Origin of the sequence: Halobacillus hunanensis (genome assembly GCF_900166655.1) — a bacterium.
Taxonomy (GTDB): Bacteria; Bacillota; Bacilli; order Bacillales; family Halobacillaceae; genus Halobacillus_A; species Halobacillus_A hunanensis.
The window spans coordinates 81,140-101,932 of record NZ_FVZB01000005.1; the positions used below are offsets into that span (position 1 = coordinate 81,140).

The following is a 20,793-nucleotide window of genomic DNA, read 5'->3' on the forward strand; positions in this document are numbered from 1 at the left end:
AGAATGTCTCTGAAAAAATAACGGAGTTTGTTTAGACAGTTAAGGTAGAGACTTTATTCAAATACATGAAGGAGGAAAGCAGACATTTTTTTCATAAAGCGCCAGGGCTGTGTGTTGAAATAAATAACACAGTTGACGAGGAGGAGAATCATCGAGCGTTCGGCGGATGTCTCCCGGTTGTTACACTTCAACCGTATGTCCATGTGTTAAACCAGAGAGGCGACTCTTTGTCCAAATCACATGAACAAAGTGATTTCAAAATTTGTTTACGGGGAAGGGGCGATCGACTGCCCCTGAATACGCATGTCGGTTGCTCCTTTCTTACTATAGGAGGATACCAATTATGTGTGGAATTGTAGGATATATCGGACAGAAAGATACGAAAGACATTTTGCTAAGTGGTTTAGAAAAACTTGAATATCGCGGATATGATTCTGCGGGGATTGCTGTGCGTAATGCAGGCGGGGTTCATGTTTCCAAGGTAAAAGGAAGGATTGCTGCCTTAAGAGAAGCAGTTAACGAAGACGTCCATGCCACAATGGGAATTGGACACACTCGTTGGGCGACACACGGAGCACCGAGCCGTGAGAATGCACACCCCCACCAAAGTTCAACAGAGCGCTTCACAATCGTTCATAATGGGGTAATCGAGAACTATATGGACATTCGCAATCAGTACCTGCAAGATGTAGCGCTTCAAAGTGAAACAGACACAGAAATTATCGTGCAGCTGATCGAAGTTTTTTATAACGAGCTTAACGACGTTGCGGCGGCTTTCCGTAAAGCTGTTGAGTTATTGACCGGTTCTTATGCGATTGCTCTAATCGACAGTGAGGATAGTGAAACCATTTTTGTTGCCAAGAACAAGAGCCCGTTGCTAGTTGGTCTTGGTGATGGCTTTAATATGGTCGCTAGTGATTCTATGGCCGCACTTCACGTTACAGATCAATTCCTTGAGTTAATGGATAAAGAAACTGTAATCCTTCGTCGTGGAGAAGTAAAGATTATAGATCCTGACGGTCAACAAGTTACACGTGAACCATTTAAGGCTGAAATCGATGCCACAGATATCGAGAAGGGCACATACCCTCATTTTATGCTGAAGGAAATCGATGAACAGCCATTTGTTATTCGTAAAATCATCCAAGAGTATCAGAACGAGAACGATGAAATTAAGCTGGATCCACAAATTAGGGAAGCTATGAAAACATGTGACCGCATTTATATCATTGCAGCAGGCACAAGTTACCACGCTGGTCTTTTAGGCAAGCAGTTTATTGAGAAATTGGCAAATATCCCAGTAGAAGTCCATGTGGCTAGTGAGTTTTCTTATAACATGCCACATCTTTCTGAAAAGCCATTATTCGTCTATATTTCCCAGAGTGGAGAAACAGCAGACAGCCGTTCTGTTCTAGTTCAAACGAAAAAATTAGGCCATCCAGCGTTAACGATCACAAACGTTCCTGGATCCACCCTTTCCCGAGAAGCGGATTATACGATGCACTTACATGCAGGGCCGGAAATTGCTGTAGCCTCAACAAAAGCTTATACAGCTCAAATGGCTGTACTCGCAATTCTAGCGGTTGATACTGCTCGTGCAAAAGGCATCGAATTAGACTTTGACCCCATGCAAGAACTGGGCATTGTCGCTAATGCTATGGAAGCTTTAACAGACCAAAAAGAGGAACTTGAAGAACTGGCACGTGACTATTTGTCAGTGACCCGCAATTGTTTCTTCATTGGCCGCGGTATTGATTATTATGTAGGTTTAGAAGGTTCGCTCAAACTAAAAGAGATCTCTTATATTCAAGCCGAAGGGTTTGCAGGAGGAGAACTTAAGCACGGAACGATTGCATTAATTGAAGAAGGTACACCTGTTATCGCATTAGCCACACAGGAAAACGTGAATTACTCCATTCGTGGAAATGTTCAGGAAGTTGAAGCGCGTGGTGCGAACAGTATGATTATCAGTATGAAGGGTCTTGATAAAGAAGGCGATGCATTCGTTATCCCTCACGTCCATGACCTGCTGACACCGCTAGTATCTGTTGTACCATTTCAGCTGATTTCTTATTATGCAGCGCTTCACCGTGACTGCGATGTTGATAAGCCGAGAAACCTGGCAAAAAGTGTGACCGTTGAATAAATAATAGACTTTGACTGATGTAATTGTTCAGTAAGTTGAAATTAATAAGGACCCTAATTAAATGTTAGGGTCCTTACTTTAAAAGCTAGGATTTCGTCCCAAAGAGGTGAAATTTCCTAAATAATTATCTCGACTTCATAATAAATTAAATTTGATAAAATGGCATACATTAAAAGCCATTAGCATCTTAGAAGGTGGAGTTATAGTGCTTCTGAAATTTCTAACAGAAACTACTACAGTTGATTTGCGCACTCCATTTGATAACATTTTCAATATGAGTCATAATTGCATCTGATCTTATGATAAGATAAGTAGCATGGTAAAGAATGATGATTGAGAAAAATCATCAAAATAGAAGATGGGAACTTTCTCAAAGGGGTGGAGGTATAGTGAAGAAATCTGATTTTCCAACAGAAGAACGTAAAGAGCAATGGGTTAGAGAGAGAAATAAGAAACTTGAGGAGATGGGACAGTACTTCCAAAGGTACTTCCATTTAACAAAAGTTAGAGAGAACGAAAATAGTTATGAAGTACAAGGGTACGTGTATCATCCGGGTTATGGAGAGATAAGAATGGCGTTTGAGTTTACTTATGATAACGTAGCTAAATTTACGGATTTGTTTGAGAGTGTAGAGAGCGAATAGCCATATAGAAGTATGAATGAACCCGGTTACCATTTCCTTTGGTACTGGGTTCATTTCATTTTTTAGCTCTTGAGTTTGACTGTATTAGCAGCGTTTTTAGGTTCTTTATTAGGTTCGAAACTATTCCCTTCCCAAAAGCAGGGAACGAGATGACTTGCCAATAAGTTAGAAATTGCCAAAGTCGATAAGGAACTTCTATAATAAAATTAGATTTGTAACCAAGTTAAAGTCACCATTTTTTCAAAAAAAGGGGAATGAAACATGGGACTAGATCCACAAGTGAAAATGTTACTACAACAATTAGAAGCAAATGGTGCTCCACCGTTAGAAAGTTTGCCTCCGATATACGCTCGCCAGGCATTTGAGTCCTTAGAAGCTAATTCGGAGGAACCACAAGAACCCGTACACATCGTCGAAGATCGTTCAATTCCAGGACCGAGTGAAGATATCAAGGTAAGGGTTTACACCCCTGAAGGTGCAGGGCCTCATCCAGCACTCGTTTTCTGCCATGGCGGCGGTTGGGTTATCGGCAGCCTGGATACTCATGATAATGTGTGCCGTGCGCTGACAAACTTAGCCGATTGTGTGGTCATTTCAATTGATTATCGTCTTGCCCCTGAACATAAATTCCCTGCTGCGGTGGACGATTGTTATGCAGTTGTAAAGTGGATAGCCGATCAACCTTCTATTTTTAACATTGATCCTTCTCGAATAGCTGTCGGTGGGGATAGTGCCGGAGGAAATATTTCGGCAGTAATTTCCTACTTAGCTAAAGAACGTGGAACACCACAGCTTGTCCATCAGCTGCTCATTTACCCTTCCACTGATTTCACAGCAGAAACAGCATCGATGAGGGAGAACGCGGAGGGATATTTTCTAACCAGAGGCAGTATGGTCTATTTCCGCGACCACTACCTCCAAACTCCCGAGGATGCTGAGAATCCGTTGGCATCGCCAATTCTCATTGAAGATTTTTCAGGGCTGCCGCCTGCCACTGTAATCACGGCAGAATATGATCCTCTCCGTGATGAAGGGGAGGCGTACGGAAGACGTTTAAAGGAAGCGGGTGTACCCGTGGTTCTTACACGATATGATGGTATGATTCATGGGTTTGTAAGCATGGCGGATAAGCTTGATCAAGGAAAGCGGGCTTTAGAGCAAGCGGGGAACGAACTGCGTATTTCCTTTGAAAGATACTAAACGCAGTCTGGAATGCTTTGTTAAATCGAATCAAATATACCTTTGTCTCCCTTTCAAGGATGAATAGTTAACGATCAATTTTCAAAAACTATTCATATAAAAGGAAGGAGGAACACAAAGATGTCTACCCCTAAAGGACCAAAACAGCAGAAACAACCGAATTTGCCCAAAAGCCCGGACCAGCCTTATGGAGAACCAATGAGCGGATCTCATAAAGTTAAAAATGCCAATCATTCTCGCCAAAATCAAAAATCTCACCACGATATGTAAAGAATTTAAAAGAAGAGAGAGGACAAATTTCCTCTCTCTTTTTGATTCGATGGACTCAATAATCTAGGACTGAACAGATTGAAAAGACGCTCACTATCACTTTCGTTCCCACCTTAATATGTTTCCTGCGTAATTAGGTCCTTACGTCCGCCGACCCCACCATAAATGTTCCAATAGTATATCTTCAGCCTCATGCCAGTTAGACGGATTTTCCCACCGACAGTGAATGAAAGAATTAGAGTATGTTAACAATTAATCGTATAGCCTATTGAAACGGGAGGTTAAAACATATGGGGTTAATTGAAATAGCTGCTTTAATTGTCGCAGCCATATCGCTCATTCACTTATGGGTAGTACGGAAATCACACCATCATAAAGCCTTAACGATTATTGAACAAATTGAAACGGATGAAAATTTGAAGAGGACCCTGGCGATGGGGATTTATTATAGGTTTAAGAATAAGGAAACAGTCCAGACAAAGGCAGGGGAAGTGGTGGAGGAAAAGTACTCCAAACTATTTATCAAGGAAGACCCAGTTACTTTCGAACGATTTGTGGCGAATATTTTTGAAAAGAAATTCAATGGCACTGCCTGGGTCACGAATCCTTCCTGGGATTTTGGCGTTGATTTTGACCTTACCGTAAAGGATAAGAAATATTTAGCACAGGTGAAATGCTATAAGGATGACATGGGATATGAACCAATTGCATTACTTCATTCAAATATAGTGAAGGAAGGTGCCACAGGGGGCTACGTGATTACCACCGGCTCTTTTAACAAGAATGCTGTAAATTATGCTCATTCATTAAAGAACATTGAACTTATTGATGGATTGGACCTTGTAGAGTACTGGCTGGAAGGTGTGAAAGAAGTGGATAAGGAGTTAATAGGCGAAATGGAGGAGGCCTAATGAACTTATTTTCTTCTGAAACATTGTGTAGGGGTTGAATAGTCGAAAAGTTCACAATAAATGATTGACAATTAGTGCTAGGGAGTGTAAATTATAGGATAATTAAATAATATATATTTCTTATCCAGAGAGGTGGAGGGACTGGCCCTTCGAAGCCTCGGCAGCAGACTGCAACAGTACTGTGCCAATTCCAGCATGCCGTTAAGGTTTGAAAAGATAAGAAGGGCGAAGTAATCGGATGCTTAAACCTCTTCTTATTTTGTGAGAAGAGGTTTTTTATGTTGGATTGCATGTGCACAGGGGAGAAGCAATAGAGGAGGGCTTGTATGGCAGACATTGATGAAAGAAAAATTAAGGATATTATCTCGAAGTTGGAAAGGTTAGAGTTTGGTTCATTAGTGGTCACGGTACACAATGGGGAAGTTACTCAAATCGACACCACTGAGAAGCAACGTTATACATCAGGCGACAATGGTTCCAAGAAAATAAATACATAGTACTGCTTAAACAATTAAAGGCACCTTTCTATGTTAAATGAAATAGAAAGGTGCCTTGCTGTTGGAATAGGAAGATAACCTGCCGTATGCAATACCAAACCTATTTAAAAAAGGAACCAACAAAGGAGTATAGGATAATGGTGACGAATAAAATAGTCAGGTGGTTAAGTGAAAAAATAAACATCGTTTTAGCCCACTTTTCTGGACTCATTTTTCTATAGCCGACAATACTTAATACGAGCCAAGCTGTGCTGAAGAATAAAGCAGCCATCATAATCCCTATTGAAAGTGAGGCGAATAAGAAACTGGCTCCGATTAAGGCAACTAGATAAATATTTGTTTGAATATACGTGCGTCTTAGCCCTTTCACAACAGGGAGCATTGGAACACTAGCCGCTTTATATTCATCGTGTCGACGAATAGCAATCGCATAAAAGTGCGGCATCTGCCAGAGGACCATAATGAGAAACAATCCGATGATTCCCGGGTGAAGCATATTAGGAGAAATCGCTGCCCACCCGATCAAGGGCGGTACGGCTCCTGATAAGCTGCCGATTTCTGTATTGTAAATTGTTTTTCGTTTTGACCACATGGTGTAGGGAACAACATAAATAAATAACCCAATTAAACCAAAGACTGCAGCAAGCGGTGATGCCAGTGCGAGAATAATAAGGCCTAGTAATGCCATAGATATACCAAGTGTGAGAGTGGATTTCAACTCCATCCTCCCTGTTACGGTTGGGCGGTTTTTGGTCCGATCCATGATGGCATCGATATCTCGGTCATATAAATTATTAAATGCTCCAGCTGCACCTATGACGAGAGACGAGCCGATCAAGGCAAAGATAACTTCTGGCAGCTTCGTAAGCGGGCTGATTCCGTTCACATATAGAGCCAGTGCAAGACCTGCAAACATGGCAATTACATTTGATTTGACGATTCCTGTTTTTATCGTTTCAGCTAGGACTTTTGACAAAGCCTGCTTTGGTATAGGAAGAGAAGACTCTTTAATGCTTTTGTCCGTCTTTACACTACTTCTCATAGTTTCCCTCTTTTCTTTTGCATTACACTATATAAGAGAATTCTATCACATTACGTTAGAAATAACCTGTCAGCGGGGTAAATTTCGGGAAAATGTCAAGAAGTTTTGAACGAATTTTGACAAGTTATTCCCTGATAGATCAGAGCTGCAGACCGCTTTCGACATGATTTGCTGTTTCTTTGGATAGAAGAAATTGGAACGAAAATCCGTTCAAAGGCTTAGGAGGGAGAAGATGACCCAAAAGCTTGCTGTTGCTATTTTACATGGTGCTGGCACTCCAGAGAAAAACTTTGCAGAATACATGATCGGTAAAATTTATAAAGGGTTCGCGAAAGAAGTGGAAGTCCAACATCCTGAACAAGAATTAGAAATTGTGCCTGTGTATTGGTCCTCCATATTTGAAGCGGAGGAAGAAAGACTTTGGAGAAAATTACAGCAAAGTGCGGACTTGGACTATGTCAGACTGCGTCGGTTTGCCGTTGAATTTCTGGCAGATGCTGTGGCTTATCAACCATCGTCTGTAGCGGATAATAATTATGATAAAGTACACGCTGTCCTGGCCCAGGCATTGAACCGTTTGAAGGAGAAAGCGGGTCCCACTGCTCCGTTATGTATCATAAGCCATAGTCTCGGGTCAGTAGTAGCGAGCAATTATTTTTATGACCTTCAGCTTAAACATGAGAATATAGGTATCCATACGAGAAGACACAATGGACAGTCACCTCTGGAGAAGGGGGAGACATTGGCGTTATTTTACACGATGGGCAGTCCTATGGCCTTATGGTCCCTACGTTTTATTGATTTCGGCCTTCCTATAAGAGTTCCCTCTCCCATGGTTAAGAAATATTATCAGCATCTTCAGGGTGAGTGGCTTAATTTCTATGACAAAGATGATGTTCTGGCCTATCCCTTAAAAGGTTTAAATGACCATTACCATAGCGCTGTGACGAAGGATGTGCAAGTCAATGCAGGCGGACTTTTAACAGGGTGGAATCCTTTTTCCCACAGCAGATATGATACTGATCGAAGCGTAATTGCTCCAATGGTAGAGGGATTAGCCAGAACCTGGATGGAGGTGAATAAGAGTTAGGGATCTGAATTTGGGACAGTGACACATCACAATGAAAGTTGAATAAGATAGTACATACGTTTAATACCTAACCTGGAAAAGAGGTATAGTATGATTTTACTATCGGGAAAGCCATTTCAACAAAGTGACATGTGGCCTTCCACTAATATGGAAGATATCATCCTTGAGGAGATGCAAGGGGATCATATCATTTATTCATTTTCGTCGTTTGATCAGTTAATGTTTGCGCTTCAGTTACGAAAGCAGATCATTTTAAGTGCTGAAGCAATGAATCAAAGTGAGATGGAGTTCGCAGTGTTTGCAACTTCTCGCTGTAATCCAGAGTACTGGCGTTTGACAGAATTAGGCGGATTTCAGTTGCGCAGGGGTGTAAAGCCTTCTGCGGCTATTCAGGATTTTTACAAGAATAGTTCGCTGTATGCCTTTGAATGTGCAGGGGCCATGTTGATTATTTATTACCATGCTGTTCTTAATACCATTGGTGAAGACGCGTTTAATTATTTATTTCCTGACCTCTACATTTACAGTTGGCACTCTGATTCTGATCTCGGAATTCATTCTATTTATACGCATGATTTTCTACCAGGTGATGTCGTCTACTTTAAAAATCCGGATTTTGACCCTAATGCTTCTCAATGGAGAGGGGAAAATGCTGTAGTCATGGGAGATGGAACGTATTTCGGTCATGGTTTGGGGAGACGTACAGCTGAAGAAATGATAGAAGCGTTAAATAAAAATAGAAAACAGGGCTCAAATCAATCAGCTTATCTAATGAGTGCAGCTAAAAGACTTTCATTTAAACATTTGGCGGAATTCTCTGTACCGCAAAGAAATCATCCGAAGCAAAAGTATAAATATCCTATCGTCCCTCACAATAGAACTTCAATTCAGTTTGAGGACTATCTTATCTTTCTTTATTCCATGTATAGGACACCATAAAAATCTGATACTCACCTCATTTCCTACAGGAGCTGGGAGGAGGTGAGTATCATATTGATTTGATGGAGCGAGCGGCTGCTGAGTTTCTGTATTCTTCAAAAGTGATAACGGATTCAAAGTTTAATGGTGCACTCTCCTAAGTTGTCCTCTCCCCATTGCAGGCAGAAGTGATCGTTGTTTGAGACGGCCCCCACCCCTTCTGGAGTCCCCGTGAAAATCAGATCACCTTGCTGAAGGCCCACATGAGAGGCACAATAATCAAGTAATGTTTGTAAGTCAAAAATTAATTCCTGGATATTGCCTTTTTGTACTTGTTTTCCATTGATGGTAAGGCTAAAGCTCCTTTTCCTGCATTCTTCTACACCTGGAAAGGTTATAAAACGACTCAAGACCGCTGAGTTGGGAAAACCTTTAGCCAATAACCATGGGTGACCTTTTTTCTTCAAATCACTTTGAACATCTCGTAAGGTAAAGTCAATTCCGATAGCCATTTGATCCACAATCTCATCAACGGTGATTCCTTTTTTATAAGGTTTTCCTATTTGGAGGACTAATTCAGCCTCATAATGGACGTCCCCACGTTCTCCTGGCAGATAAATATCAGCTCCATTTGCCCGGGTGTAGGAATGGCTTGGTTTTGTAAATAGCAGCGGAGATTCTGGAACATCATTATTCAATTCTTCCGCATGACGTACATAATTTCGCCCGACACAATAGATCGTACCAATTTGGTTCATATAATCACCCGCTTTTCACACTATATTATTTAAAAATCTCTTTAATAGCACTTTATCATATCTCATCTCTGTTTGTTGTCAGTAATTTGAATGTCATATAAGCTGAGAATTAGGGTAAAGACCTGCATAACCTCTGGAGGTGCATGGTATGAATGACGTTCAGACACTTCAGGAAAAAATTAATTATGATAAAACATTTGATTGCGTTCAGTGTGGATATTGTCTTCCGGCCTGTCCAACTTATGAAACAATGGAGAGAGAAACTCATTCGCCACGCGGGCGCATTAACCTCGTGAAACTTGTCGCAGAGGGCAAGGCTTCTGTAGAAGATTTACAAGAGCCGATTGAGAAATGCCTCGGGTGCATGGCTTGTACAACAGTTTGTCCTACTAATGTTCAGTATGGACAAATCCTAGAAGGGGCAAAGGAAGTGATTGAGGAACATCAAGTAAAATCTACGTGGCAGAGGAAAACAGAAGATTTCCTGTTTGGCTCCTTTTTTCCGTCCGGCAAATGGATGGGGAGGTTAGGAAACTTCACGTGGTTTTATCAAAAATCCGGCCTGCAGTATCTGGTGAATTCTTTATCTCTGACGCAAGCAGTTCCTTTTCACCTGGGTCAGTTTGAACAGGTTCTGCCTGCCCAACCTGCACCCAAGCAACGTGCCAGACGTGCGAAGCGGTACATACGCCATAGACCAGCAGCGGGGAAGGTTGCCTTTTTTACGGGGTGTGTGATGGATAGTGTGTTTTTTGAAACTAATGAGAACACGATTGAGCTGCTGTTACGAAGTGGTTTAGAAGTTGTTCTTCCAGAGCAGCAATCTTGCTGCGGAGCTCTGCACGCTCACTCAGGAAAGGTGGAAGAATCGCGGGAGTTAGCTAAACGCAATATTCGAGCATTTGAAGAGGAAAATGTTGATTATATAGTGAACAATGCTGGAGGCTGTGGAGCCAGGTTGATAGAATATCATCATTTATTTGAAGAAGGCAGCTCGTGGCATGGAAGAGCTAAACGGTTTATCTCCAAAATAAAGGATATTTCAGAAGTTCTGGCAGGTGTTGAAGGGTTGGAGTTTACCCGGCCGATTCATCGAACGGTTACTTATCAGCCATCTTGTCACATGACCAATGTGCAAGGGGTTCAAGGTCCGCCTCTGGAATTAGTGAAAAAGATACCAGGAGTTACCTTAAAGGAACTGGATCGTCCCGATTTCTGCTGTGGATCAGCTGGTATTTATAACATCATTCATTACGATGAATCGATGGAGGTATTAGATGTGAAAATGAAAGATGTCTGTGGTGTCCACCCGGACTCGATTATCACTACAAATCCGGGGTGTCTTTTGCAAATGAAACTAGGAATTGAACGAGAGGGGGCGAATCATGAGATAGACGCTCTCCATCTCGTAGATTTGTTATTAGAAGCAGAGCCAAGGGTGAAACGTGTTTAATACGTTAATCTACTTTATGAAATCGCTGGATCTGTTTAAGAGTTAGGAGTCAGAGCTCATGTTAGAAACCATCAATATCTATTTACAAAAATTTATGCCATTTATTACACCGATCTCAGTCGTTGTTGGGGTCGTCTTTGATGAATGGCTTAGCCTGTTTGTGTTTCTAGTTCCATGGATATTTGCATTCATGACTTTTTCAGGAAGTTTGGGCTCCAATTTCAGCGATCTAAAGAATGTGCTTCGTCACCCCTTGTCCCTTATTGCCTGCTTAATTGTCTTACATTTGATTATGCCGCTCATTGCGCTCGGAGTAGGAACACTGGTCTTCCCTGGGGATACGCTTACCACGATGGGCCTCATTCTATCTTTTGTTATTCCGACCGGGATTACGAGTTTAATCTGGGTGTCTATCTATAAAGGGAATGTCGTATTAACCCTTTCGATTATTTTGGTAGATACATTGCTTGCTCCATTTATTATTCCATTGATGATGCAATGGTTGGCAGGAAGTGCGGTGGAAATAGAGGGCAGAGAAATGATGACGGGGCTTTTATGGATGATTGTCGTCCCATCTTTGATTGGAATGCTTGTGAATCAATTTGCGAACAAGGGTGTTACGCGTTCATTTGAGTCAACTTTAGCTCCTTTTACAAAAATAGGAATAGGGGCCGTTGTGGCTATCAATAGCTCAGCTGTTGCCCCATATTTAAAAGACATTGATAGAAAATTACTGTTAATCGCTTTAATCGTGTTCATGCTGGCCATCTGTGCTTATACGATTGGCTATGTTTCAGGGAAGCTTATGAAGACAGACCAAAGTACCGTAATATCTCTCACATTCAATAGTGGTATGAGAAATATAAGCGGGGGTGCAGTGATCGCCATTACCTTCTTCCCGCCAGCTGTAGCTGTTCCTGTGATTGTTGGCATGTTGTTTCAACAAGTATTAGCAGCATGTACGGGCAATATTCTGGGCAAATTTTCGTTGGATCCAAGGAAAGAAGAAGTGAATGTGCCCTCCTAGAAACGAGATAATAGCTCGGTAAAGATAAGCCTGTGCCTCTCTATGGGGAGAGAATCTAATTGAAAATGGTAACCTGTGCAATATAGCGCATGAGCCCCCGCTTAAAGGGGCTTTTTTCATGTCGTGTTTCCCAACTCGAAAATGAAGGAATTTTCCCGCATTTAGCTGAATGGTAATAGTAACCCTAAAAAAGGAGGAATTTGATGAAGTTCAAAGCTTTAGCAACATTGTCGCTCGCCATGTCGTTGACCATTTTGCCGAATGTTGGAGATGTTTCTGCAGAAAGTGAGGTTAAGGTTCCAGAAAAGTCGAAAGAGGTAAACGTTCAGGTTGATAAAGGCAATTACGTCAAAGGTGAAGTCATCGTAAAATTCAAGGATAAGGGTAAGAATGCTAAAAAAGCACTTAATGGCCTAAATGCAGAGGTTGCCGCTGAAAAGGATCCGGTAGATTCGAACTTTAAGGTGTTGGAAGTGGGGAATGTTGAGGCAGCCGTGAAGGCCCTTAATAAAAACCCTAATGTAGAATATGCCGAGCCTAACTACAATTTCAGTGCGACTTGGACGCCAAATGACTATTACTATAGCAGTGTACAATATGGACCGCAAAATACTTATACTCCTTCAGCATGGGATTATGCAAGAGGGAGCAGCAGTCAAGAGATTGCCGTGATTGATTCTGGTGTCGATTATACACATCCTGATTTAGATGGAAAAACAATTCGGGGCTATGATTTCGTAGATAATGATAATTATCCAATGGATGAAAACGGTCATGGTACGCACGTGGCAGGTACGGCTGCTGCAGAAACGAATAATTCAATCGGGGTTGCTGGTATGGCTCCAAATACTAGCATTCTAGCTGTTCGAGCGCTAAATGCAAGTGGAAGTGGCTCCCTTGCAGATATCGCAGATGCTATTCGTTATTCTGCCGATGCAGGGGCTGAGGTTATTAATCTATCATTAGGCTGTAATTGTGATACACAAACCCTTGAGAATGCCGTGAATTATGCCTGGAACAGTGGATCTGTCGTAGTGGCAGCTGCGGGTAATAGTGGAGTCTCCACAACGTTTGAACCAGCTTCCTATGCCAATGTAATTGCAGTAGGTGCTGTAGACAGCAGTGATAATATAGCGTCGTTTTCTAACTACGGTACATGGGTAGACGTGACGGCTCCGGGAGTACAGATTGCATCAACTGTGCCAAATAATGGATACGCTTACAAATCTGGAACTTCTATGGCTTCTCCGCATGTAGCAGGACTTGCAGGACTGTTAGCGGGTCAGGGGAGAAATAACGTGCAGATCCGAGCGGCCATTGAAAATACAGCTGATCCAATTAGCGGAACAGGGTATTACTTCGAACATGGACGCATCAACTCCTTTGATGCTGTAAGGTATTAAGAACTGCTAAAGAATTCATTTCATAGTATGGAAAAAAGGCTCTCCGTAACTGGAGAGCTTTTCCTTTTTCACATTCATTTAGCGCAAGGCTTGATCTCGCTAATGAGGCTGTAATAAAGACGTGTGCTTATGGCATCATTTATAAAAAAAGAGAGGCACATGGCTCTCTCCGTTAATAGTAAGGATAGTATGGGTAATACGGGTAGTATGGACGATAATAAGGATACAGAGCTAACCCTGCTAAAGCTGCAAGCGGGAAAGCGAGTCTTCTAAAGCGTCTTGCTCTGCGACGGCCGTAACCGTATCCATAATCACCATACTGCCTGCTTTCGATTTCGTCACCATTGCCATCTACCATAACGTCCTCACTTACGAGAACAGTAATGCCGTCATCATCGACGTGAACAATAACTCCGTCAATAGTGGCTCCGTCTGATAATGCAATCATCACATGGAAGTATTTATACTTTTCACATTTACTATAGGTAGGCTTTTCGTAACCATTATCATACATATTCCGTTCGTCGGTCATATGACACCCCTCCCTCTACAAAATCATGATACGCACCCAGGTCATATGTGTGACAAAAAATTATGATAAGTCATAATTCTTAATAAATAATCCCATTTTTAGTAAACTAAAAGAAACATATAGATGAGGTGATGGAATTTGGAAAAAAGAGCACCGATTGCCCTTGGTAACCGCATTCATTTGATTGACGGCTTTGATCTTGGCATGTCAGGCCGAACAGGTACATATGTGATAGAGGAGGAGGACTTAACGCTGGTGGAAACGGGGCCGAGCCCATCTGTTCCGCGTATTTTGGAAGGGTTGAAGGAGTTAGGGCTAGATCCGGCTCATGTGAAATACATTATTTTGACCCATATCCATCTTGATCACGCAGGCGGAGCGGGTCTTCTATTGAATGAGTGCCCTGAAGCTAAGGTAGTTGTCCATAGACGCGGCAAGCGTCATCTTGCAGATCCATCAAAATTGATTGCAGGAGCCCGTGCTGTTTATGGAGATCAATTTGATCAATTGTTCGATCCTATTTTACCGATACCTGAAGAACGATTACTAATAAAAGAGGATGGAGATACTCTAACAATAGGGAAGGGTTGCAGCCTTACATTTCTCGATACACCAGGGCATGCCAAGCATCATTTAGGGATTTATGATCCAGTGAGTAATGGATTTTTCACAGGAGACACAGTAGGAATACGCTATCATCAAACAGATGATCGTGGGTTGACTTTCTATTTGCCGTCAACTTCGCCTAACCAGTTCAGCCCCGAAGCGATGCAGCAATCAATCGATCGAATCAAAGGAATGAACATTGATCGAATTTATTTCGGTCATTTCGGGGAGTCTACAGATCCAGCCAAGGTGTTTAAGCAAGTGTCTGAATGGATTCCTGTCTTTGTAGAAGCCGCCGAACAGTCGTATGCGAATGGTGAGGGGGCAGCAGGTACTCAACTTCGGCTCCTTGATAAAGTTTCCGGCTATTTAAGTGAACACGGAATTCCTGATGATCATCCTGTTTATGAAATTTTGAAGCTTGATTTTGAAGTATGTGCAATGGGGTTGATGGATTACTTGGACAAGGCAAAATAACCTATCATCTTTTACTCGAGGAGTTTCCCTGCAGGTTGTGTAAATGACCGGGATTCATGGTATAATAAATCTATAGGCACCATATAATAAAAAAAGGGTGCAGCTGTCACTGCAACCCTTCTAGATAATGATTCCCCCCAGGGGATCAGCTATCCACTTAAGGAGTAGACCTCTCCCGATTAACATGTGAGGCTAATAGGGAGGTCTATTTTTTATTGATCATTTTTATGATCAAAGCGAGCAATGCAATCAAAAACGTCCCGAATGAAAATAAAACCATCAGAACTTCATACATGCTAATAGGCATCACCCCCTTACTGCCATTGGGGTTAGCCGACCTGCCCTAAAAGGAATATTATCTGTATATTATTGTACCATATTCCATTAGGCAATCCTACCATAAAAACGAACGTATGTTCTGTTTTCGGGCTGCCTTATCTGATTTCACTCAAGACTCACTGCATGAAATTAGGGAGAATTAACACTTCAACCCGCCTGTTTTTCGCCCTGTTTTCCGGTGTATCGTTTGGCGCTACAGGGCTGTGCTCACCATAACCTTTGGCACTAAAGAGCTGGGGGTCGAGCTTTTCATTATTTAACAGTAAACTCATAAAATTTACGGCTCGCATTACGCTCAACTCCCAGTTGGATTGAAAATCGCTGTTGCGAATTGGGCGGTTGTCCGTGTGGCCGCTAATGATGATTTCATGCGGTTCCTTTGTGTTGAGAATCTCTGACATATCATTAGCAATGCCGATACCGTCTCTTTTAACTTCTGCACTGCCTGATCCAAAGAACACGTTATCCAAAATAACGACTAACAATCCCTTTTCTGACAAACTCGTTGTGAGCTCACCAGTCAACTTATTTTCTTCGATATAACCTTCAATTTCCTTCTGTAAAGATTTTAAAGGTAACAGTTTGTTCTCTTCTGTCTGAGTTTTAACTTTTGGTTCTTCTTCTTTTTCCTTTTCTTCCTCATCACTGCTTATACTTAATGGTTCTATTGGGCTCTCCTCATGTTCCATGGGTCCTTCCCCACCACTGAATTCATTTCGGAAAGCCTCAGAAAACTTTTTGAATTTTTGTGCATCAATTTCACTTGAGGCAAATAAAACAATAAACAATGCTAAAAGCAGTGTTAACATGTCAGCATAGGGTAAAAGCCAGGACTCATCGGTGTGATTTTCCTCACGCCGTTTCTTCTTTCTCATTGGTTTCCTCCTTATCTGCCTCCGAATGTAGCTTAGCAAGGTCAGAGGGTGATAAATAGGCACTTAATTTATCTTTAACCACTAGCGGGGATTCTCCTTCTGTAATCGACAGAACACCCTCGATGATCACATATTTATACTGTACTTCATTTCTTGATTTTTCCTTCAGCTTGTTTGCGAAAGGATGCCATAACACATATCCTGAGAAAATTCCCAAAAGCGTAGCAACAAATGCTGCTGAAATCGCATGGCCAAGAGCTTCGGTATCATCCATATTCCCTAGTGCCGCAATAAGACCGATTACAGCCCCGAGTACTCCCAATGTAGGGGCATAAGTACCGGCTTGTGTGAAAATAGCTGCCCCTTTTTGGTGCCTGTGTTCCATGGCTTCCACTTTTTCTACTAAAACGTCCCGGATAAATTCCGGGGTCTGACCATCGATCGTTAATTGCAGTCCCGATCTTAAAAACGGGTCATCCAGTTCATCGATCCTTTGTTCTAAAGCAAGCAAACCTTCTTTACGGGTAAAGTCTGCCAGTTCCGTAAAAAGGGTAATTAAATAATGGAAGTCATTTCCCTTTGTTTCCTTAAACAGAATCTTCATAAGGGCAGGGAGACGTTTAATTGTACTCATGGGAAAGGCTATGAATACAGTTGCTGCTGTGCCAAGAAAGATAATGAGTAATGCAGCCGGGTTGATGAGCGCAACTAAGCTGACGCCTTTTAAGACCATTCCTGCCGATACTGCAATTATGCTTAAAATAATTCCAATAATTGTTGATTTATCCATGCTCTCACCTCTTGCTTATGTTTTAGTTTATATAAAATTTTCGCGGAATGCTTTCTGCCATTAAGTAAGTGATTGACTCCAAACACGCTGCAGCCTCCTCTATTTGCCGGATGAATCCATCTGTACTTGTATGTAACGTAATTTTGCCGGAAACTATAACTAGTAACTCTATTTATTTTATCGTTCAGTTCGTGGCATTTATAAAGTAAAAAAAGGAAATCTATCAAGGTGAATTTTGACAAAATGAAAAACTCATCCTTAGCACGTAAGCAGAAAATTTATTATAATGAATCCGAAGACATTGTGAAGCATTTCACTAATTACAACCAGTTGGGAGATAGTGAGGACTATGAAACATCTAAGTAAAATAGCTTTCGGACAAAAAAATCTGATCGCACTGTTAGTCGTTTCATCTGTCTTAATCGGGATGATGATACTTGGTCAGGCATACTTTTTTGTGGATATTATTGAACGGATTTATTTGCAGGAAGAGCCGTTCGAGGGAGTATTCCTCTTATTAGCTGGATTACTATTAGTCATTATTGGACGTGCATTGCTTACTCACGTTAATGGGTGGGCAGGGGTGAAAATAGCTTCTGAAGCCAAACGTGATCTAAGAGATTCACTCCTCGCTAAGTATTCTCGTAATCCTATCCAAGCATCATTGCAGGGTCAATCTGGTCAGAAAGTAAGTGTTTTGATGGATGCGGTGGATGAAGTTGACCCGTATTTTAGCAGTTATATTCCACAGATTATACAATCTGCAATCGTTCCAGTCATGATTTTAGTTATCGTGTTTACACAACACCTTTATTCAGGACTGATCATCGTGGTGACTGCCCCGTTTATTCCCTTTTTCATGGCGATTATAGGGATGAAAACCAAAGATAAATCTGAGGAGCAGATGGATAAGCTTGCCGCTTTCTCTGGACAGTTCCTGGATACATTACAAGGGCTGACAACCCTGAAACTATTTGGACAGTCTTCCCATCAAAAGCAAAAAATTCGTAAGAGCAGCATCGATTTCCGTGAGGCTACCATGGAAGTGTTAAAGATTGCTTTTGTTTCTTCTTTTATGATGGAGCTTATCTCTATGCTTAGTATAGGGTTGATTGCGCTTGAAATAGCCATTCAACTTGTTGTCTATGAAAATATCAGCTTTTTCACAGCGTTTTTCATCCTAATTCTTGCGCCTGAATTTTTCTCCGGCCTAAAGGATCTGGCTAGTGCTTTTCATACTGGCAGGGGAAGTGCAGGGGCAGCGGAGAAGGTGCAAGGTGAATTGGATGAACCAGAAGTGTCCGTATGCTGGGGAAATCAGGAACTTTATAATGAAGGAAGACCACCTCATATTGAGTTAGAAAATTTATCTTTCAGTTATGGACAAGATTCTTTTGCCTTACATCACATTTCTACGATCATCCCATCATATGGTCAAATTGCGATTGTTGGGAGGAGTGGTTCTGGGAAAACAACATTGCTTCATTTACTAGCTGGACTGATGAATCCGCAAGAAGGAGCAATTATCGTAAATGGACAGCCCTTATCAGATTATAAGGAACAGGATTGGTTTGATCAGTTAAGTTATATTTCTCAACAACCGTATTTATTTTCAGGATCGATAGCAGAAAATATTGCGATCGGCGGTAAAGACAACCCTTCACGAATGAATATTGATAAAGCAGCCCGCAAGGCAGGGCTTGCTAACCTGATAGATTCCCTTGAATCAGGATTAGATACGCCTGTGGGTGAGGCGGGACGAGGACTTTCCGGAGGCGAGCAACAGCGTGTTGCTATTGCAAGAGCCTTCCTGAAACAACCCGCTGTTATTCTCTTTGATGAGCCCACGACAGGGCTAGACCTTCAGACGGAAAGGATAATGCAACAGTCCATAAAAGAGTTAGCACGGACTTCGACTGTCATTACAGTCGCACATAGGCTGCACACGATTAAACAAGCAGATCAAATTCTTTTTCTGGATGACGGAGAATTAGCGGGGCAGGGAACACACGGAGACTTAATCGAATCCATTTCAGAATATCGTCAGATGGTTTCTGTTCAACAGGGGAGTGATACGAAGTGAAAGACCTATTCATGGTAGTGAAGCTCGTAGTTAGAGAAAAGAGAGATATCTTACTATCCATTTTGTTCGGGTTTCTTGCAGGAATAACAGCTGTGGGACTATTTGGGGCAAGTGGCTATTTGGTATCAAAGGCTGCGCTCATTCCCCCGCTTTACACGCTTATTTTAGTCGTATCTTTCGTCAAACTGCTAGGGTTCATAAGAGCAATAAGCCGCTACATTGAACGATATGTTTCTCATCGAGCTACTTTTACGATTTTGAGTCATTTACGTGTGTCCTTTTATGAAAAATTGGAACCGCTGGCTCCAAGGATTTTTCAGAAGTATCGCAGCGGTGATTTGTTAGCTAGAATTGTAGGGGATGTAGAAAGTCTGCAAAACTTCTTTCTACGTGTATTTTATCCTCCTATTGTCCTGCTGATTGTGTTCCTGTTTACGATCATATTTACAACTTTTTATTCACTGTCTATTGCACTTGTTCTTCTAGGGGGATTGATCATTACTGCCCTGATGGTACCGCTGTTATTCGCTATGCGGCAGCGGAAAATTGAAGGTCAAGTTCGCGAAGTACGGGGAGTTCTATCAACAGAGACAACAGAATTGCTATATGGCTTTCGCGATCTAAAAATCTATCGTAAACTCGCGGAAAAAGAAAACCAGTTAAAAGGGTCTTCGGACTACTATATTCGAGAGCAGGAGAAGGTTGGTATCCATGCTTCCTTAAGTCAGGCTATGAATTCATTGGCCTCTCTAGTTGCATCCTGGGTTGTACTGTCTTTAGGTGCTTATTTGGTTGCTGAAGGGCAATTAAAAGGGATCTTCCTTGCTATGCTTGTCATGATTTCATTGACTGTTTTCGAAAATGTTACTCCTATGGCCGTGTTTCCAATTCATTTAGAGGATAGCCGTCGGGCAGCAAACCGTCTGTTTTCTGTAGTGCATACTAATAGTGAGGCGACTCAGTCTAATCAAGCTTCTATTCAGCTTCAGGAGCAGCAAGGTTTAGCCATCGATATGCACGAAGTAAGCTTTACATTTCCAGATGAAGTAAGGTCGACCTTGAAGAACGTCAGCCTGCACTTACCGGCAGGATCGAAAACGGCCATCGTTGGGCCAAGTGGCTCTGGTAAATCCACATTGCTCCAGCTTTTATTAAAAATACAGATGGAGTACACAGGGAAGGTCGAAGTTGGGGGAACATCACTGGATTCCCTCGATCAGGAAAGTCTCTGGGGTCATACAAACGTAGTGCTGCAGGAAAATCATTTTTTCTTCGGTACCATAAGAGAAAATTTAATGCTGGCGGGCGATGATTTAATGGATAGACAGCTGGAGGAAGCACTGGAGAAAGTGAAATTGCATCATATTCATTTAACTGATTCAGTTTTAGAAAAGGGTGAAAATCTTTCTGGTGGTGAAAAACAGCGTTTAGCAATAGCTCGGGCACTGCTTAGATCGAAGTCCTTATGGGTCTTAGATGAACCCACTTCATCAGTGGATGCGCTTACGGAAACCACAATCTACCAGCATTTATTCGAAGCAGCCGAGAGTGATACGCTCATCGTTGTAAGTCATCGATTAACAGGGCTTGAGCACATGGATAAAATTGTTGTGATGGAGCACGGCGAGACCGTGGAAGAGGGTACTTTTAATGAATTAATGGACAAGCGTGGGTACTTCTACCAAATGAAACAGATCGAGAAAAGTGTATTTATGTAGCGGGGGACGTTAGA

Annotated in this window: 20 protein-coding genes and 1 riboswitch; of the genes, 14 read left to right on the forward strand and 6 right to left on the reverse strand. The window is 41.9% G+C overall.

Annotated features, from left to right (window positions below):
* Nucleotides 1-343 precede the first annotated feature (343 nt).
* The 6 genes from glmS (at nucleotide 344) to B5354_RS01415 (ending at nucleotide 5,668) form a co-directional block, all read left to right on the forward strand.
* Entirely contained in the window at nucleotides 344-2,146 is a 1,803-nt protein-coding gene (gene glmS, locus B5354_RS01390; protein ID WP_079525235.1) for a glutamine--fructose-6-phosphate transaminase (isomerizing), read from the forward strand.
* A gap of 389 nt (nucleotides 2,147-2,535) precedes the next feature.
* On the forward strand, nucleotides 2,536-2,790 hold the full coding sequence (locus B5354_RS01395; protein ID WP_240339698.1) for a hypothetical protein: 255 nt from the start codon (nucleotides 2,536-2,538) through the stop codon (nucleotides 2,788-2,790).
* A gap of 261 nt (nucleotides 2,791-3,051) precedes the next feature.
* On the forward strand, nucleotides 3,052-3,990 hold the full coding sequence (locus B5354_RS01400; RefSeq protein ID WP_079525237.1) for an alpha/beta hydrolase: 939 nt from the start codon (nucleotides 3,052-3,054) through the stop codon (nucleotides 3,988-3,990).
* 120 nt (nucleotides 3,991-4,110) lie between these two features.
* Nucleotides 4,111-4,260, forward strand: a complete 150-nt coding sequence (locus B5354_RS01405) for a small acid-soluble spore protein P (protein WP_079525239.1) — start codon at nucleotides 4,111-4,113, stop codon at nucleotides 4,258-4,260.
* Nucleotides 4,261-4,550: 290 nt separating this feature from the next.
* Nucleotides 4,551-5,171 (forward strand): restriction endonuclease, encoded by a 621-nt coding sequence (locus tag B5354_RS01410; RefSeq protein ID WP_245804683.1) that lies wholly within the window; start codon nucleotides 4,551-4,553, stop codon nucleotides 5,169-5,171.
* Nucleotides 5,172-5,288: 117 nt separating this feature from the next.
* Nucleotides 5,289-5,394: riboswitch (SAM riboswitch) on the forward strand.
* 103 nt (nucleotides 5,395-5,497) lie between these two features.
* On the forward strand, nucleotides 5,498-5,668 hold the full coding sequence (locus B5354_RS01415; protein WP_079525241.1) for a YezD family protein: 171 nt from the start codon (nucleotides 5,498-5,500) through the stop codon (nucleotides 5,666-5,668).
* Between the two features lie 100 nt (nucleotides 5,669-5,768).
* Here the strand turns inward: B5354_RS01415 and cyoE are convergent, their stop codons facing one another.
* Nucleotides 5,769-6,710 carry a heme o synthase gene (cyoE, locus tag B5354_RS01420; protein ID WP_079525243.1) on the reverse strand — a complete coding sequence of 314 codons (942 nt, stop codon included), beginning with the start codon at nucleotides 6,708-6,710 and terminating at the stop codon, nucleotides 5,769-5,771.
* A 232-nt stretch (nucleotides 6,711-6,942) separates the two neighbouring features.
* Between cyoE and B5354_RS01425 the strand changes: the two genes are divergently transcribed.
* Both B5354_RS01425 and B5354_RS01430 read left to right on the forward strand, forming a co-directional pair.
* Entirely contained in the window at nucleotides 6,943-7,800 is an 858-nt protein-coding gene (locus B5354_RS01425) for an RNA-binding protein (protein ID WP_079525245.1), read from the forward strand.
* Between the two features lie 90 nt (nucleotides 7,801-7,890).
* Entirely contained in the window at nucleotides 7,891-8,739 is an 849-nt protein-coding gene (locus tag B5354_RS01430) for a protein-glutamine gamma-glutamyltransferase (protein WP_079525247.1), read from the forward strand.
* 113 nt (nucleotides 8,740-8,852) lie between these two features.
* Here B5354_RS01430 and B5354_RS01435 read toward each other — a convergent pair whose 3' ends face one another.
* Nucleotides 8,853-9,476 (reverse strand): fumarylacetoacetate hydrolase family protein, encoded by a 624-nt coding sequence (locus B5354_RS01435; RefSeq protein ID WP_079525249.1) that lies wholly within the window; start codon nucleotides 9,474-9,476, stop codon nucleotides 8,853-8,855.
* Between the two features lie 148 nt (nucleotides 9,477-9,624).
* Here B5354_RS01435 and B5354_RS01440 point away from each other — a divergent pair, with 148 nt between their 5' ends.
* The 3 genes from B5354_RS01440 to B5354_RS01450 all read left to right on the forward strand — a co-directional run bounded on the left by B5354_RS01440 (nucleotide 9,625) and on the right by B5354_RS01450 (nucleotide 13,359).
* Nucleotides 9,625-10,929, forward strand: coding sequence for a (Fe-S)-binding protein (locus B5354_RS01440; protein ID WP_079525251.1), 1,305 nt, complete (start codon nucleotides 9,625-9,627; stop codon nucleotides 10,927-10,929).
* Nucleotides 10,930-10,987: 58 nt separating this feature from the next.
* A complete protein-coding gene (locus B5354_RS01445; protein WP_079525252.1) occupies nucleotides 10,988-11,956 on the forward strand; it encodes a bile acid:sodium symporter family protein in 969 nt (322 codons plus the stop codon).
* 203 nt (nucleotides 11,957-12,159) lie between these two features.
* Nucleotides 12,160-13,359 (forward strand): S8 family peptidase, encoded by a 1,200-nt coding sequence (locus B5354_RS01450; RefSeq protein WP_079525253.1) that lies wholly within the window; start codon nucleotides 12,160-12,162, stop codon nucleotides 13,357-13,359.
* A gap of 172 nt (nucleotides 13,360-13,531) precedes the next feature.
* Here B5354_RS01450 and B5354_RS01455 read toward each other — a convergent pair whose 3' ends face one another.
* Complete coding sequence (locus B5354_RS01455) at nucleotides 13,532-13,891, reverse strand: hypothetical protein (protein ID WP_176142375.1); 360 nt, start codon at nucleotides 13,889-13,891, stop codon at nucleotides 13,532-13,534.
* Between the two features lie 138 nt (nucleotides 13,892-14,029).
* Here B5354_RS01455 and B5354_RS01460 point away from each other — a divergent pair, with 138 nt between their 5' ends.
* Nucleotides 14,030-14,974 (forward strand): MBL fold metallo-hydrolase, encoded by a 945-nt coding sequence (locus B5354_RS01460; RefSeq protein ID WP_079525255.1) that lies wholly within the window; start codon nucleotides 14,030-14,032, stop codon nucleotides 14,972-14,974.
* Between the two features lie 205 nt (nucleotides 14,975-15,179).
* Here B5354_RS01460 and B5354_RS01465 read toward each other — a convergent pair whose 3' ends face one another.
* From B5354_RS01465 to motA, 3 genes are all read right to left on the reverse strand, one after another.
* On the reverse strand, nucleotides 15,180-15,281 hold the full coding sequence (locus B5354_RS01465; RefSeq protein ID WP_079525257.1) for a putative holin-like toxin: 102 nt from the start codon (nucleotides 15,279-15,281) through the stop codon (nucleotides 15,180-15,182).
* A 148-nt stretch (nucleotides 15,282-15,429) separates the two neighbouring features.
* Nucleotides 15,430-16,188 (reverse strand): flagellar motor protein MotB, encoded by a 759-nt coding sequence (gene motB, locus B5354_RS01470; RefSeq protein ID WP_079525259.1) that lies wholly within the window; start codon nucleotides 16,186-16,188, stop codon nucleotides 15,430-15,432.
* Nucleotides 16,166-16,978 carry a flagellar motor stator protein MotA gene (gene motA / locus B5354_RS01475; protein WP_079525261.1) on the reverse strand — a complete coding sequence of 271 codons (813 nt, stop codon included), beginning with the start codon at nucleotides 16,976-16,978 and terminating at the stop codon, nucleotides 16,166-16,168. Before motA ends, motB begins: the two co-directional genes overlap by 23 nt.
* 349 nt (nucleotides 16,979-17,327) lie before the next feature.
* Here motA and cydD point away from each other — a divergent pair, with 349 nt between their 5' ends.
* Together cydD and cydC are read left to right on the forward strand one after the other, a co-directional pair.
* Complete coding sequence (gene cydD / locus B5354_RS01480) at nucleotides 17,328-19,061, forward strand: thiol reductant ABC exporter subunit CydD (protein ID WP_079525263.1); 1,734 nt, start codon at nucleotides 17,328-17,330, stop codon at nucleotides 19,059-19,061.
* Entirely contained in the window at nucleotides 19,058-20,779 is a 1,722-nt protein-coding gene (gene cydC / locus B5354_RS01485; protein ID WP_079525265.1) for a thiol reductant ABC exporter subunit CydC, read from the forward strand. The genes cydD and cydC overlap by 4 nt, the downstream gene beginning before the upstream one ends.
* Nucleotides 20,780-20,793 lie beyond the last annotated feature (14 nt).

What these genes read in the sequence shown, in the direction of transcription:
- glmS (WP_079525235.1), top strand. Translation starts at nt 344, where the DNA reads ATGTGTGGAATTGTAGGATATATCGGACAGAAAGATACGAAAGACATT.
- B5354_RS01400 (WP_079525237.1), top strand. Translation starts at nt 3,052, where the DNA reads ATGGGACTAGATCCACAAGTGAAAATGTTACTACAACAATTAGAAGCA.
- B5354_RS01405 (WP_079525239.1), top strand. Translation starts at nt 4,111, where the DNA reads ATGTCTACCCCTAAAGGACCAAAACAGCAGAAACAACCGAATTTGCCC.
- B5354_RS01410 (WP_245804683.1), top strand. Translation starts at nt 4,551, where the DNA reads ATGGGGTTAATTGAAATAGCTGCTTTAATTGTCGCAGCCATATCGCTC.
- B5354_RS01415 (WP_079525241.1), top strand. Translation starts at nt 5,498, where the DNA reads ATGGCAGACATTGATGAAAGAAAAATTAAGGATATTATCTCGAAGTTG.
- cyoE (WP_079525243.1), bottom strand. Translation starts at nt 6,710, where the DNA reads ATGAGAAGTAGTGTAAAGACGGACAAAAGCATTAAAGAGTCTTCTCTT.
- B5354_RS01425 (WP_079525245.1), top strand. Translation starts at nt 6,943, where the DNA reads ATGACCCAAAAGCTTGCTGTTGCTATTTTACATGGTGCTGGCACTCCA.
- B5354_RS01430 (WP_079525247.1), top strand. Translation starts at nt 7,891, where the DNA reads ATGATTTTACTATCGGGAAAGCCATTTCAACAAAGTGACATGTGGCCT.
- B5354_RS01435 (WP_079525249.1), bottom strand. Translation starts at nt 9,476, where the DNA reads ATGAACCAAATTGGTACGATCTATTGTGTCGGGCGAAATTATGTACGT.
- B5354_RS01440 (WP_079525251.1), top strand. Translation starts at nt 9,625, where the DNA reads ATGAATGACGTTCAGACACTTCAGGAAAAAATTAATTATGATAAAACA.
- B5354_RS01445 (WP_079525252.1), top strand. Translation starts at nt 10,988, where the DNA reads ATGTTAGAAACCATCAATATCTATTTACAAAAATTTATGCCATTTATT.
- B5354_RS01450 (WP_079525253.1), top strand. Translation starts at nt 12,160, where the DNA reads ATGAAGTTCAAAGCTTTAGCAACATTGTCGCTCGCCATGTCGTTGACC.
- B5354_RS01455 (WP_176142375.1), bottom strand. Translation starts at nt 13,891, where the DNA reads ATGACCGACGAACGGAATATGTATGATAATGGTTACGAAAAGCCTACC.
- B5354_RS01465 (WP_079525257.1), bottom strand. Translation starts at nt 15,281, where the DNA reads ATGCCTATTAGCATGTATGAAGTTCTGATGGTTTTATTTTCATTCGGG.
- motB (WP_079525259.1), bottom strand. Translation starts at nt 16,188, where the DNA reads ATGAGAAAGAAGAAACGGCGTGAGGAAAATCACACCGATGAGTCCTGG.
- motA (WP_079525261.1), bottom strand. Translation starts at nt 16,978, where the DNA reads ATGGATAAATCAACAATTATTGGAATTATTTTAAGCATAATTGCAGTA.
- cydD (WP_079525263.1), top strand. Translation starts at nt 17,328, where the DNA reads ATGAAACATCTAAGTAAAATAGCTTTCGGACAAAAAAATCTGATCGCA.